Source organism: Streptomyces sp. NPDC005808, assembly GCF_042871385.1.
GTDB lineage: Bacteria > Actinomycetota > Actinomycetes > Streptomycetales > Streptomycetaceae > Streptomyces.
Map to the genome: position 1 here is coordinate 319,873 of NZ_JBIAIK010000005.1, position 12,144 is coordinate 332,016.

The 12,144-nt window shown below is 67.7% G+C and carries 15 protein-coding genes and 1 tRNA gene; 8 read left to right on the top strand and 8 right to left on the bottom strand.

The window, feature by feature from the left end:
- The first annotated feature begins 6 nt into the window (after positions 1-6).
- Positions 7-876 (top strand): SAM-dependent methyltransferase, encoded by an 870-nt coding sequence (locus tag ACFYPC_RS14295; protein WP_388674906.1) that lies wholly within the window; start codon positions 7-9, stop codon positions 874-876.
- A 106-nt stretch (positions 877-982) separates the two neighbouring features.
- Here ACFYPC_RS14295 and ACFYPC_RS14300 read toward each other — a convergent pair whose 3' ends face one another.
- From ACFYPC_RS14300 to ACFYPC_RS14310, 3 genes are all read right to left on the bottom strand, one after another.
- A complete protein-coding gene (locus tag ACFYPC_RS14300; protein WP_388674908.1) occupies positions 983-1,888 on the bottom strand; it encodes a helix-turn-helix domain-containing protein in 906 nt (301 codons plus the stop codon).
- Positions 1,889-2,206: 318 nt separating this feature from the next.
- Positions 2,207-2,509 carry a co-chaperone GroES gene (locus tag ACFYPC_RS14305; protein ID WP_326790934.1) on the bottom strand — a complete coding sequence of 101 codons (303 nt, stop codon included), beginning with the start codon at positions 2,507-2,509 and terminating at the stop codon, positions 2,207-2,209.
- 97 nt (positions 2,510-2,606) lie between these two features.
- Complete coding sequence (locus tag ACFYPC_RS14310; protein WP_388674911.1) at positions 2,607-2,945, bottom strand: DUF3618 domain-containing protein; 339 nt, start codon at positions 2,943-2,945, stop codon at positions 2,607-2,609.
- A 147-nt stretch (positions 2,946-3,092) separates the two neighbouring features.
- Here ACFYPC_RS14310 and bcp point away from each other — a divergent pair, with 147 nt between their 5' ends.
- The 4 genes from bcp (at position 3,093) to ACFYPC_RS14330 (ending at position 5,140) form a co-directional block, all read left to right on the top strand.
- On the top strand, positions 3,093-3,560 hold the full coding sequence (gene bcp / locus ACFYPC_RS14315; RefSeq protein WP_388674913.1) for a thioredoxin-dependent thiol peroxidase: 468 nt from the start codon (positions 3,093-3,095) through the stop codon (positions 3,558-3,560).
- A gap of 138 nt (positions 3,561-3,698) precedes the next feature.
- Positions 3,699-4,349, top strand: a complete 651-nt coding sequence (locus tag ACFYPC_RS14320; RefSeq protein WP_388674915.1) for an HNH endonuclease signature motif containing protein — start codon at positions 3,699-3,701, stop codon at positions 4,347-4,349.
- Complete coding sequence (locus tag ACFYPC_RS14325; protein WP_388674917.1) at positions 4,346-5,002, top strand: HNH endonuclease; 657 nt, start codon at positions 4,346-4,348, stop codon at positions 5,000-5,002. Before ACFYPC_RS14320 ends, ACFYPC_RS14325 begins: the two co-directional genes overlap by 4 nt.
- A gap of 53 nt (positions 5,003-5,055) precedes the next feature.
- Positions 5,056-5,140 (top strand) — tRNA-Leu (locus ACFYPC_RS14330).
- Positions 5,141-5,192: 52 nt separating this feature from the next.
- Here the strand turns inward: ACFYPC_RS14330 and rdgB are convergent.
- The 4 genes from rdgB to ACFYPC_RS14350 form a co-directional block, all read right to left on the bottom strand.
- A complete protein-coding gene (rdgB, locus tag ACFYPC_RS14335; protein WP_388674920.1) occupies positions 5,193-5,795 on the bottom strand; it encodes an RdgB/HAM1 family non-canonical purine NTP pyrophosphatase in 603 nt (200 codons plus the stop codon).
- A 108-nt stretch (positions 5,796-5,903) separates the two neighbouring features.
- Positions 5,904-6,314 (bottom strand): hypothetical protein, encoded by a 411-nt coding sequence (locus tag ACFYPC_RS14340; protein ID WP_388674924.1) that lies wholly within the window; start codon positions 6,312-6,314, stop codon positions 5,904-5,906.
- A 162-nt stretch (positions 6,315-6,476) separates the two neighbouring features.
- Positions 6,477-7,214 (bottom strand): ribonuclease PH, encoded by a 738-nt coding sequence (gene rph / locus ACFYPC_RS14345; protein WP_388674926.1) that lies wholly within the window; start codon positions 7,212-7,214, stop codon positions 6,477-6,479.
- A 96-nt stretch (positions 7,215-7,310) separates the two neighbouring features.
- Complete coding sequence (locus ACFYPC_RS14350; protein ID WP_112449866.1) at positions 7,311-7,544, bottom strand: glucose PTS transporter subunit EIIB; 234 nt, start codon at positions 7,542-7,544, stop codon at positions 7,311-7,313.
- Between the two features lie 175 nt (positions 7,545-7,719).
- Between ACFYPC_RS14350 and ACFYPC_RS14355 the strand changes: the two genes are divergently transcribed.
- Together ACFYPC_RS14355 and ACFYPC_RS14360 are read left to right on the top strand one after the other, a co-directional pair.
- On the top strand, positions 7,720-9,006 hold the full coding sequence (locus ACFYPC_RS14355; RefSeq protein ID WP_388674930.1) for a PTS transporter subunit EIIC: 1,287 nt from the start codon (positions 7,720-7,722) through the stop codon (positions 9,004-9,006).
- Positions 9,007-9,278: 272 nt separating this feature from the next.
- Complete coding sequence (locus ACFYPC_RS14360) at positions 9,279-10,529, top strand: PTS transporter subunit EIIC (RefSeq protein WP_388674933.1); 1,251 nt, start codon at positions 9,279-9,281, stop codon at positions 10,527-10,529.
- 87 nt (positions 10,530-10,616) lie between these two features.
- Here ACFYPC_RS14360 and ACFYPC_RS14365 read toward each other — a convergent pair whose 3' ends face one another.
- Positions 10,617-11,369 (bottom strand): MBL fold metallo-hydrolase, encoded by a 753-nt coding sequence (locus tag ACFYPC_RS14365; RefSeq protein WP_388674935.1) that lies wholly within the window; start codon positions 11,367-11,369, stop codon positions 10,617-10,619.
- 287 nt (positions 11,370-11,656) lie between these two features.
- On the opposite strand from ACFYPC_RS14365, the gene ACFYPC_RS14370 reads away from it, so the two are divergent.
- Positions 11,657-12,115, top strand: a complete 459-nt coding sequence (locus ACFYPC_RS14370) for a type II toxin-antitoxin system PemK/MazF family toxin (RefSeq protein WP_388674938.1) — start codon at positions 11,657-11,659, stop codon at positions 12,113-12,115.
- Positions 12,116-12,144: the final 29 nt, after the last annotated feature.

Consider the following 12,144-nt stretch of genomic DNA (forward strand, 5'->3'; position numbering starts at 1 on the left):
GTGCCCATGACTGATGAACCAGAGAACTCCGAGAACTCCGAGAGCCCCGAGAGCCCCGAGAGCCCCGAGAACTCCGAGAACTCGGGTCAGGGGGCGCTGTCCAAGATCGACACCTCCGTACCGCAGTCGGCCCGGATCTGGAACTACTGGCTGGGAGGGAAGGACAACTACGAGGTCGACCGCATAGCCGGCGACGCGTTCCGCGAGATCTTCCCGGGAATCGAGACCGGAGCCCGCGCCGCCCGCTACTTCCTCGCCCGCGCCGTCCGCCATCTGGCCGGAGAGGAGGGGATCCGACAGTTCCTGGACATAGGCACCGGGCTGCCCAACGTGGACAACACACACCAGATCGCCCAGCGAGTGGCCCCCGAATGCCGGATCGTCTACGTCGACAACGACCCGCTGGTGCTGGCACACGCCCGTGCGCTGCTCGTCAGCACCCCCGAAGGCGTCACCAACTACGTCGACGCCGATCTGCGCGACCCGGCCACCATCGTGCGAGAAGCCGCGAAGACGCTGGACTTCGACCAGCCCGTCGCCCTCATGCTGATGGGCATCCTGGGCCACATCGAGGACCATGACGAGGCCCGCTCGATCGTGCGGGAACTGGTGGACGCCCTGCCCTCCGGCAGCTACCTCGTGCAGTACGACAGCACCGACACCAGCGACGCCTACGTCAACGCGATCCAGCAGTACAACGAGGGCGGCTCGATCCCGTACATCCTCCGCAGCCCCGAGCAGCTCGCACGCTACTTCGACGGTCTGGAACTGCTCGAACCCGGCGTGGCATCGTGCTCACGATGGCGCCCCGACACCGAAGCCCTGGGCCTCCCGGCGGAGGTGCATCAGTACGGCGGCGTCGCCCTCAAGCGCTGAGACCCGCCGACTGCCGACACGTCCCCCGCCGGCCCGCTCGGCGTCCGCCGTTGATGCGGCGGACGCCGAGCGCGTGCCATGTTCCGGGCGTCCTGACCGGCTCCGGTCAGATCTCCTGGAGGATGCGACGCAGGATCGTTCGCGTCGCGTCCGGCGATTCAGCCTCGACCACCACGCGGTTCATGACATCCCAGTAGTACTCGATCTCAGCCGGCTTGTCGGGATAGAGGGCACTCGCGAGCTGTTCGAGATAGACCATGTCGGGCAACTGGTCTCCCGGCAGGCGCACGATGGTCACCGGACCACGGACCGCGGCATGGCCACCGGCGAGGAACGACATGATCTGGACGGTGACCCGCGGGAGTTGGCAGATCTCCATCAGATGCAGGAGCTGGGCGCGCATGGTGGCGATGCCGCCCACCGGGCGACGGAGCGCCGCCTCATCGATCACAGCCCACAGCTGGGGCCCCCGCTGCCGGTGCAGGACCTGCTGGCGCTTCATCCGTAGCGTGACCCGCCGCTCGATCTCCTCAACGGAAGCGCTCGGGTGGGTGAGCCGGACGGCGGCGCGAGCATAGTCGGACGTCTGCAGGAGACCCGGAACCACTTGGGGCTCGAAGCAGCGTATGAGGCTCGCTGCCTGTTCAGCCCCCAGGTAGGCCTGCATCCAGGCGGGCACCACGTCGCTGTACGGCTGCCACCAGCCCGCCGTGTTGGACTGTTCGGCCAGAGCCAGCAGAGTGGCACGTTCGGCCTCGCCCGTGACTCCGTAGAGAGTGAGCAGATCGGCCACGTCCCGCATCTTGAACCCGTGACGACCCCACTCCAGCCGGCTGATCTTCGACTGGGACGCGCGGATCGCCTCGCCCGCGGTCTCACGGGAGATGTTCCGCTCCTCCCGCAACCGGCGCAGCCGTGCGCCCAGCACCATGCGCGGCACCGTGGGCCCCGCCGACCGGGCGTCCAGGACGCCGCTGACGGGCGGGGTACGCACGACCTCTGTGGCGCCCATGGGCCTTCTCCCTGGCGGTGAAATCAGCTCTGAACGCATCCGAACACTGCGGCTCGTCATACTAGTTGACTGAGTACACCAGAGCGGACGCTGATATTCCACGAGGCGAACCACCCTTCCCCATCCCCGGCGAGGGAGAAGGGGGTCTCCCCGAAGCGCCACGCTCCGCGAGACATCCGGCCGCCCGCTCGCCCGTCCAACGGCTCGCCCGTCCACGACGCCCGCACCGTGATCACCGGCTCGACACCCGCGTCGTAGCCCAGCCGCGTGGAACCGTGACGGCCGCCCGGCAGAGGTGGTAATCCGACGGCGTACGCCCTACAAGTACAAGCCGGTCGAGTCCTCGGAACCCTCGAAACGGTCCGCGGCCACCGCATGCAGATCCCGCTCGCGCATCAGCACGTACGCGGTCCCGCGCACCTCGACCTCGGCGCGGTCCTCGGGGTCGTACAGGACACGATCGCCCGGCTCCACCGTCCGTACGTTCTGCCCGACCGCGACGACATCCGCCCACGCCAGGCGCCGGCCGACGGCCGCCGTCGCGGGGATCAGGATGCCGCCGCCGGAACGCCGCTCGCCCTCGGCGGCGTCCTGCCGCACCAGCACACGGTCGTGCAGCATGCGGATGGGCAACTTGTCGTCAGGGTGGGTGCTCTTGTCCCGGTTGGCGCTCACTCCCCGAACCTACCTGCCCTCGACCCGTCCGTACGCCGCCGGGTCAGCGCTTGCGCCGACGCGAGCCGACGGCGATCAGCCCGACGATCCCGACCACGACAAGGGCCACCGGCACGATGCGTTCGAGCCTCGGCGCGCCCTCCTCGCTGACGAACTGCCCCTTCACATCACTGACGACCCGGTTGACGCCGACGTACGCGCGCCCCAGCGTGTGATCGATATTGGAGGCGACCTTCGCCTTCGCGTCCCCGACGATGGTCTTCGGGTGCACGCGCACACCGATCTCGTCGAGCGTCTCCGCGAGGGTTTCGCGGCGGCGCTCGATGTCCGCCTCGATCTGCGCCGGAGTCCTGGTATCCGACGTGTCCGACGTGTCCGGCACCGCGCTGCCTCCCGTGGTGGTGTTCTGGCCCTTTGCTCCCGACAGTCTGTCAGCTCGGGCGGCGCCGCACCCCTCGGCACCCCCATTACGCTCGTTCTGTAGTCCGTCACCCATATCCACCCACCCCCCGGCCACGTGAGGTACCCGATGAGCGAGCGACTCCAGCCCGGCGACACCGCCCCCGCCTTCACCCTGCCCGACGCCGACGGCAACGAGGTCTCCCTCGCCGACCACAAGGGCCGCAAGGTCATCGTCTACTTCTACCCGGCCGCCCTGACCCCCGGCTGCACCAAGCAGGCCTGTGACTTCACCGACAACCTCGACGTCCTGGCAACCGCCGGCTACGACGTCATCGGCGTCTCCCCCGACAAGCCCGAAAAGCTCGCCAAGTTCCGCGAGAAGGAGAACCTGAAGGTGACCCTCGTCGGCGACCCGGACACCAAGGTCATCGAGTCGTACGGCGCCTACGGCGAGAAGAAGAACTACGGCAAGACCTACGTCGGCGTCATCCGCTCCACGGTCGTCGTAGACGAGGAGGGCAAGATCGAACACGCCTTCTACAACGTCAAGGCCACGGGCCACGTAGCGAAGATCATCAAGGACCTGGGGATCTGAGGTCACTGTCGCTTCAGGAACGGCCCGTACCGGAGCGATCCGATTACGGGCCGTTTTACGTTTCGGGCGTGACTGTCCGATAAACGGTTCGTTACTCCGTACGAGGTCACGAACGTGTGGCCGGAACGGAGGGGAATCATGCCGGTCAGCCCGTACACCAGGGAGCGCCTGGAGGAGGCGGCGAGCTCGTCGCGGACGTTGTCGGAGGCGTTGGGGAAGTTGGGGGTGGATCCGAAGAGCTGGAAGCGGCGGTACATCTCCGATCGGATGAAGAAGCTGGGGGTCAACGTCTCGCACTTCGAGCGCGAGGGCGCCAAGTGGACGAGGGAGATCCTTGAGCCGGTGGTCGCAGCGTCGACCAGCGTCAACGAGGTTCTACGGCGGCTCGGGCTCGACGTCGTCGGCGGACACCATACGAACATCTCCCGCCGCATCAAGGCCTACTGCATCGACACTTCGCACTTCACACCAGTGGTCCGCACGGAGCGGCAGCGGTGTAACCAGCGGCGCCGAACTGCCGAAGAGATCCTCACCGAGGACACGTCGGCCCACGCCAGGCGGGTCCCAAGCAGCCGTCTGAAGCGGGCGATTGGCGAACTGGGCGTAGAGGAGCGCTGCGCTCTGTGCGGGATCGAAGGGGTGTGGCTCGGGGAGCCGCTCCCCTTGGAGGTCGACCACGTCGACGGCAACTGGCGGAACAATCGCGTCGAAAACCTGAGGCTCCTTTGCCCCAACTGCCACTCGACGACAGACAGCTACCGAGGGCGCGGCAAGGGGCGCGCCTCGTGACCAGTGGCGTGCAGTACACACGCGAGCGCCTGACCGAGGCAGCAGCTCGGTGTTCCGACCTCGACGAGGTCATTGCCTTCTTCGGCACCCGGCCATACGGCTACCTCCGCAAGTACCTCGCCCAGCGATTCGCCCACTTCGGCATCGACATCTCGCACTTCGGCCCTTGTGGCAGGTCCACACGACCCACACACGACGAGCTACGGGCTGCCGTCGCCGAGTCCGCCTCCTTTGCCGAGGTACTGCGCAACCTGGGCCGCACGGACAACGCTGCGCAGCGACAGAAGCTGCGCAAGTGGATCGCCGACGATCACCTCACGACGGCACACTTCCTGGGACAGGCACACCAACGAGGAAGGCGGGCCCCTAACGCCAAGCGCCCCGAGGATGTTCTGGTGCAGCACAGCGGCAAGCACCGGACGACGACAATGCGCCTCCGTCGAGCGCTCAACGAGGTCGGCGTAGTCGAAGAGTGCACCATGTGCGGCACTGGCCCGAAATGGCTCGGCAAGTCCATGACCCTCGAGGTCGACCACATCAACGGCGATTGGAGCGACGACCGGCGCGAGAACCTGCGGTTGCTGTGCCCCAACTGTCACGCGATCACCAGTACCTGGTGCAGGGGAGGTAGTCGGAGCCGGGAAACGGCGTGACACAAACCCCCGCGCACCTGCAGCCGCCTGCCCGGTACCATGACGAACGGCTAGCGGCGGTGGTGCAACTGGCGACACAGCAGACTTAGGATCTGTGGCCCGTGAAACGGCTTGAGGGTTCGAATCCCTTCCGCCGCACTGGAAACGGCCTGCGAATCGAAGGATTCGCAGGCCGTTCCCGTGTCCGCCCTCAGCCCAGCAACTCCCGAACCACCGGCACCAACCCCCGGAACGCCTTCCCCCGATGGCTGATCGCGTTCTTCTCCTCGGCCGAGAGTTCCGCGCAGGTCCGCGTCTCTCCCTCCGGCTGCAGGATCGGGTCGTAGCCGAAGCCGTTCGCGCCGGCGGGAGCGTGCCGCAGCACCCCCCGCAGCTGCCCCTCGACCACCCGTTCCGTGCCGTCCGGCAGGGCGAGCGCCGCCGCGCACGCGAAGTGGGCACCCCGGTGTTCGTCCGGGATGTCGCCGAGCTGGGCCAGGAGCAGGGCCAGGTTCGCGGCGTCGTCGCCGTGCCGGCCCGCCCAGCGGGCGGAGAAGATGCCGGGGGCGCCGCCGAGGACGTCGACGCAGAGGCCGGAGTCGTCGGCGACGGCGGGGAGGCCGGTGGCCTGGGCGAGGGCGTGGGCCTTCAGCAGGGCGTTCTCGGCGAAGGTGACGCCGGTTTCCTTGACGTCGGGGATGTCGGGGTAGGCGTCCGCGCCGACGAGGTCGTGGGTGAGACCTGCGTCGGCGAGGATCGCCTTCAGCTCGGTGACTTTTCCGGCGTTGCGGGTGGCGAGGATCAGGCGGGTCATGGCGTCCAGTATCCCGGGTCTCCCGGGCGTTCAGAGATCGCTGGGATCCCGGGACTCCCCCGCGCCCCCCGATATCCCGGCCGACCCCGCCACCCCTCCCCTACGGAGTTACGACGTGCAGACCTTCGTCAGTTCGCCGGCCGCGTCCGTGACGGGGCTGACGTCCGGGGTCTCGTCGCCGTTCTGGACGGCCGTGCGGACGTTGTCCACGGCCGTGTTCAGGTCGTCGACCGCCTTGTTGACGTCGGCGTTGTCGGTCTTGTCGCTGATCTCGTCGAGGTTCTTGTCGATCGCGTCGAGGGATTCCTCGGTCTGCGTGGGGTCGTTCGCCGCGTTCTCGACGGCTTGTTGGAGGTCGGTGACGCTGTCGGCGATGGCGTCGGCGGTCTGGACGCAGTCCAGTGCCTTGTTGACGGCGTCGCAGCCGGTGGTGAGTCCGGCGGTCAGCGCCACCGCTGCCACGGTGGCGGCGATGGCGGTGGTACGGCTCCCGCGTCGGCGTCGTCGGCTCGCGGCCATGGTTGTGTTCCTCCCCTGGGCAGGCCGTGGTGGCCCCCCGTTGCTGTGCCGGTCGTACCGCGGTGGCCGGGCGTACCGCGGTGTGCCGTACGCCCGTACCCCTTGTGACGCGAGGTCGGGTGGCGCGGTTGCCCGGTCCGACCGCACCTGTTGGTGCGCCCTTTACTTTTCCAGGACCGTATCAAGTGCCTTGCGTTGGAAGGCGGCCAGCTCGGTGCAGCCGGAAACGGCCAGGTCTAGAAGGGAGTTGAGCTCGTCGCGGTCGAAGGGCTCGGCCTCGGCGGTGCCTTGGACCTCGACGAAGCGGCCGTCGCCGGTGCAGACGACGTTCATGTCGGTGTCGGCCCGCACGTCTTCCTCGTAGCAGAGGTCGAGGAGCGGGATGCCGCCGACGATGCCGACGGAGACCGCGGACACGGTGCCGGTGAGGGGCTGGCGGCCGGCCTTGATGAGCTTCTTGCCCTGGGCCCAGGTGACGGCGTCGGCGAGGGCGACGTATGCGCCGGTGATGGCGGCGGTGCGGGTGCCTCCGTCGGCCTGGAGGACGTCGCAGTCGAGGACGATGGTGTTCTCGCCGAGGGCCTTGTAGTCGATGACGGCGCGCAGGGAGCGGCCGATGAGGCGGGAGATCTCGTGGGTGCGGCCGCCGATCCTGCCGCGGACGGACTCGCGGTCGCCGCGGGTGTTGGTGGCCCGCGGGAGCATCGAGTACTCGGCGGTGACCCAGCCTTCTCCGCTGCCCTTGCGCCAGCGTGGGACGCCTTCGGTGACGGAGGCGGTGCAGAAGACCTTGGTGTCGCCGAAGGAGACGAGGACGGAGCCCTCGGCGTGCTTGCTCCAGCCACGCTGGATGGTGATGGGGCGCAGCTGTTCGGGGGTGCGGCCGTCGATACGAGACATGGCGATGAGCCTAGCCGTATACGGGTGAGGGGCTGCCGCCGGTTACGGAAGCAGCCCCTCAGGTGTGAGCCGCGCGGGCTCAGTAAGCGTGGTGGTTCACATCATGTCTTCGATGTCCGCCGCGATCGGGTCGGCGTCGGTGCCGATGACGACCTGGATGGCGGTGCCCATCTTGACGACGCCGTGGGCGCCGGCGGCCTTCAGGGCGGCTTCGTCGACCTTGCTCGGGTCGATGACCTCGGTGCGGAGGCGGGTGATGCAGCCTTCGACCTCTTCGATGTTCTCGATGCCGCCGAGCCCGGCGACGATCTTCTCAGCCTTGGTGGCCATGTCCTACTCCCTGATCCGAACCGCTTTGTCGCAGTAACCCACAGTTGGCCCATCTTCGCGAGCGGTCATGTCATGGGTGCCGAATCATGGCGTTCACGACAGCGCGACCGTTCAGGGACTGGTCTACACCAGTCGGCGAACGGGCGCCAAGCCCGGTTCCGTCCGGAGGACGCCGATGAGTGCCAGCAGTGCCGCCGCACCCGCGCGCACGCCTTGGAGCAATCTGTTCCAGGGTCTGCAGAAGATGGGCCGGAGTCTTCAGCTTCCCATTGCCGTACTGCCGGCGGCGGGCATTCTCAACCGGCTGGGCCAGCCGGACGTGTTCGGTGACGAGGGTCTCGGTTGGACGAACGTCTCCAAGGTGATGGCGGGCGCCGGTGGCGCGCTGCTCGACGGCTCGCTGGGGCTGCCGTTGCTGTTCTGTGTGGGCGTGGCCATCGGGATGGCGAAGAAGTCGGACGGGTCGACCGCGTTGGCTGCGGTCGCGGGGTTTCTCGTCTACTACAACGTGTTGCGGCAGTTCCCGATCGACTGCGCGAGCGGGGCGCAGAAGGTGGCGGCCGGCTGCCAGGCGTCGGACGGCACGGTGACCGCTTTCTCGTACCAGAATCCGGGGGTCTTCGGCGGCATCGTCATCGGGTTGCTGTCGGCGTACTTCTGGCAGCGTTTCCACCGTACGAAGCTGGTGGACTGGCTCGGCTTCTTCAACGGGCGTCGGCTTGTGCCGATCATCATGTCGTTCGTGGCGATCGCTTTCGCGGCGCTGTGTCTGTGGGTGTGGCCGCCGATCGGTGACGGTCTGGAGAACTTCAGCGACTGGCTGGTCGGGCTCGGCGCGTGGGGTGCCGGTCTGTTCGGTATCGCGAACCGTGCGCTGCTGGTGATCGGTCTGCACCAGTTCCTGAACGTGCCCATCTGGTTCCAGTTCGGCACGTACACCAAGCCGGACGGGACGGTGGTGCACGGTGACATCAACATGTTCCTGGCGGGCGATCCGAACGCGGGGCAGTTCACGTCGGGCTTCTTCCCCATCATGATGTTCGCGCTGCCGGCGGCCTGTCTGGCCATGACGCACTGTGCAAAGCCGCATCGCCGCAAGGAGGTTGGCGGTCTGATGCTGTCGGTCGCGCTGACCTCGTTCGTCACGGGCATCACCGAACCGATCGAGTACTCCTTCTTGTTCATCGCGCCGCTGCTGTACGTGGTGCACGCGCTGCTCACCGGTGTCTCGATGGCGGTGACGTGGGGGCTTGGGGTGCATGACGGTTTCAGTTTCTCGGCGGGTCTGATCGACTACGTCATCAACTGGAACCTGGCGACCAGGCCTTGGGCGATCATCCCGATCGGGTTGTGCTTCGCCGTCGTGTACTACGTGATCTTCCGTTTCGCGATCACCAAGTTCGACCTGAAGACTCCGGGACGGGAGCCGGACGAGGAGCGCGAGGACACCACCAAGGCATGATCCTTTACCACACCTGCGCGTAGATCTTCCCTGCTCAAGGGCCTCCGGACCTCCTGGTCCGGGGGCCCTTCGTCATGAATACGAACGCTTACGACCGGTTCTTCCGCTATGGCCCAGGCCACAAAATTGGCGGGTTCCTTATCCCACCTTCACCGTGCTAAAACAGGTCTACACCAGCAAGTGGTGTAGACCACGTGAAGCTGCCTATCACCCGTTTCACCCCCGTTTCCCCCCTTCTCGTCCCCCCGGCAGCTCCGGTACATGGAGGAACTATGAGCACCGCCAGCACAACGGCGGCACCCGCGAAGAAGCGGGGATCCGGTCTGATCCAGGGCCTTCAAAAAGTCGGCCGCAGTCTCCAGCTTCCGATCGCCGTGCTGCCGGCGGCGGGCATCCTGCTTCGGTTCGGGCAGGACGACATCCACGACAAACTCCATTTCCCTGACAAGTTGACTGCGGTCTTCGCCACCGCCGGTGGCGCGATCTTCGACAACCTGCCGCTGCTCTTCTGTATCGGTGTGGCGATCGGCTTCGCCAAGAAGGCCGACGGCTCCACGGCCCTCGCCGCCCTCGTCGGCTTCCTGGTCTACAGCAATGTGCTGAAGGCCTTCCCGGTCACCGAGGTCAAGATCCAGGCCGGCGAGGACATAGCAGCGACGTACAACAACCCCGGTGTCCTCGGCGGCATCCTCATGGGTCTGCTGTCGGCCGTGCTGTGGCAGAGGTTCCACCGCACCAGGCTGGTCGACTGGCTCGGCTTCTTCAACGGCCGCCGCCTCGTCCCGATCATCATGGCCTTCGTGGGCACCGCGATGGGTGTCGTCTTCGGTCTGGTCTGGGAGCCGGTCGGCGAGGTCATCTCCAACTTCGGCGAGTGGATGACCGGCCTGGGCTCGCTGGGTGCGGGCCTGTTCGGTCTGATCAACCGCGCGCTGATCCCGGTCGGCATGCACCAGTTCGTGAACTCCGTCGCCTGGTTCCAGATCGGCGACTTCACCAACCCCGCCACCGGCGAGGTCGTGCACGGCGACCTGACCCGCTTCTTCGCGGGTGACCCGACCGCCGGCCAGTTCATGTCCGGCTTCTTCCCGATCATGATGTTCGGCCTGCCTGCCGCCGCGCTGGCGATCGCCCACACCGCCCGTCCGGAGCGCCGCAAGGCCGTCCTCGGCATGATGATCTCGCTCGCCCTGACCTCGTTCGTCACCGGCATCACCGAGCCGATCGAGTTCTCCTTCATGTTCATCGCGCCCGTCCTGTACGGGATCCACGCGGTGCTCACCGCCATCTCGATGGCGGTCACCTGGGCGCTCGGCGTGCACGACGGCTTCACCTTCTCCGCGGGCTTCATCGACTACGCGCTGAACTGGAACCTGGCCACCAAGCCGTGGCTGATCATCCCGATCGGCCTGGTCTTCGCGGTGATCTACTACGTCGTCTTCCGCTTCGCGATCGTCAAGTTCAACCTCCCCACCCCGGGCCGCGAGCCCGAGGAGGAGGTCGAGGACCTCACCAAGGCGTGAGCCTCGCTCGTAGGGAATAAGCCCGTACGGCATGACGAGGGCCCCGGAACCGATTCGGTTCCGGGGCCTTCGCGTACGCAGGATCGCTCAGATCTCGTACGACATCCTGGGCGCCGCCAGCTCCACCGGCCCGCCGTACACCGCGCGGGCGTCCGCCAGGTTGATCCGGGGGTCCGTCCACGGCGGGATGTGGGTGAGGACGAGCTTGCGGGCGCCGGCGCGGGTGGCGGTTTCGCCTGCCTCGCGGCCGTTGAGGTGGAGGTCGGGGATGTTCTCCTTGCCGTGCGTGAACGCGGCCTCGCAGAGGAACAGGTCGCTGTCGCGGGCGAGTTCGTCGAGGGACTCGCTCACGCCCGTGTCCCCGGAGTAGGTCAGGGCGCGTCCGCCGTGCTCCACGCGGATGCCGTACGCCTCCACGGGGTGGCGCACCCGGTCCGTGTGCAGGGTGAACGGGCCGACCTCGAAGGTGCCCGGCTTGACCGTGTGGAAGTCGAACACCTCGCTCATCGACGAGGCCGTGGGCGTGTCCGCGTAGGCGGTGGTCAGGCGGTGCTCCGTGCCCTCGGGTCCGTAGACGGGGATGGGGCCGGCGCGGCCGCCGTCGTGGCGGTAGTAGCGCGCGACGAAGTACGCGCACATGTCGATGCAGTGGTCGGCGTGCAGATGGCTGAGGAAGATCGCGTCGAGGTCGTAAAGACCGCAGTGGCGCTGCAGCTCGCCAAGGGCACCGTTGCCCATGTCGAGAAGCAGCCGGAAGCCGTCGGCCTCTACGAGGTAGCTCGAACAGGCCGATTCCGCGGACGGGAACGACCCCGAGCAGCCGACGACGGTGAGCTTCATATGAGCTGGAACCTCCGCGCTGACAGGAAGTGCAGGGAGCGGACGCGGTGAGCGGATCCTCAGCGCGGGCACTCGGAGCAGATACGGGAAACGGGGGTCGTGCGGTCCGTCGAGCGTAAGGCGCAAAAGGGCCGGTCGCTCCTCCGCCAGGGGCCGTTGTGGGCGAACTCACCTGTGTTGTCACCGGTTCGGATGGACCGGGAGCGGGGGCCGGGAGCGGGGGCCGGGCGGGCGGGCCCGGGCCGGGCAGGGGGCGGCTGACGGTACGCACCGGTACCTTCGTTGCTATGGACACGTCCTGGTGGCTCGCGCTGGCGGCCGTGGTGCTGCTCGCGGTGGTCGCGACGCTCGTGGACGGCTGGGGACGAGGGCGTCGGCCGTCCCGTCGCACGCGGCCGCCCGGGCGGCCGACCGGGCCCCGGCGGGGCCGGGTGCCGCGGCCTCGGGCGGCGGAGATCTGGTGGGCGGACGTTCCCTACGAGGACGGGCCGGGGGGCAAGGACCGGCCGTGTCTCGTGCTGGGCGTGCGGGGCAAGGTGGTCACCGTCGCGAAGATCACCAGCAAGTACCACGACGAGCGGGCCGGGGTGATTCCGCTGCCGCCCGGCGCGGTGGGCGATGCCCGGGGGCGGGCGAGCTTCCTGGAGACGGATGAGCTGCGCGAGGTCCCGGTGTGGAACTTCCGGCGGCGGGTCGGGGTGGTGGATCCGGTGCTGTGGGATCAGGTGAGGTATCTGGCGGGCTGAGGCTGCGGGGGTTTCGCCCCCTCCGCCCC

What these genes read in the sequence shown, in the direction of transcription:
- ACFYPC_RS14365 (WP_388674935.1), bottom strand. Translation starts at nt 11,369, where the DNA reads ATGAAGCTCACCGTCGTCGGCTGCTCGGGGTCGTTCCCGTCCGCGGAA.
- rph (WP_388674926.1), bottom strand. Translation starts at nt 7,214, where the DNA reads ATGTCTCGTATCGACGGCCGCACCCCCGAACAGCTGCGCCCCATCACC.
- ACFYPC_RS14295 (WP_388674906.1), top strand. Translation starts at nt 7, where the DNA reads ATGACTGATGAACCAGAGAACTCCGAGAACTCCGAGAGCCCCGAGAGC.
- rdgB (WP_388674920.1), bottom strand. Translation starts at nt 5,795, where the DNA reads ATGACCCGCCTGATCCTCGCCACCCGCAACGCCGGAAAAGTCACCGAG.
- ACFYPC_RS14350 (WP_112449866.1), bottom strand. Translation starts at nt 7,544, where the DNA reads ATGGCCACCAAGGCTGAGAAGATCGTCGCCGGGCTCGGCGGCATCGAG.
- ACFYPC_RS14370 (WP_388674938.1), top strand. Translation starts at nt 11,657, where the DNA reads ATGGACACGTCCTGGTGGCTCGCGCTGGCGGCCGTGGTGCTGCTCGCG.
- bcp (WP_388674913.1), top strand. Translation starts at nt 3,093, where the DNA reads ATGAGCGAGCGACTCCAGCCCGGCGACACCGCCCCCGCCTTCACCCTG.
- ACFYPC_RS14360 (WP_388674933.1), top strand. Translation starts at nt 9,279, where the DNA reads ATGAGCACCGCCAGCACAACGGCGGCACCCGCGAAGAAGCGGGGATCC.
- ACFYPC_RS14300 (WP_388674908.1), bottom strand. Translation starts at nt 1,888, where the DNA reads ATGGGCGCCACAGAGGTCGTGCGTACCCCGCCCGTCAGCGGCGTCCTG.
- ACFYPC_RS14305 (WP_326790934.1), bottom strand. Translation starts at nt 2,509, where the DNA reads ATGCTGCACGACCGTGTGCTGGTGCGGCAGGACGCCGCCGAGGGCGAG.
- ACFYPC_RS14355 (WP_388674930.1), top strand. Translation starts at nt 7,720, where the DNA reads ATGAGTGCCAGCAGTGCCGCCGCACCCGCGCGCACGCCTTGGAGCAAT.
- ACFYPC_RS14320 (WP_388674915.1), top strand. Translation starts at nt 3,699, where the DNA reads ATGCCGGTCAGCCCGTACACCAGGGAGCGCCTGGAGGAGGCGGCGAGC.
- ACFYPC_RS14340 (WP_388674924.1), bottom strand. Translation starts at nt 6,314, where the DNA reads ATGGCCGCGAGCCGACGACGCCGACGCGGGAGCCGTACCACCGCCATC.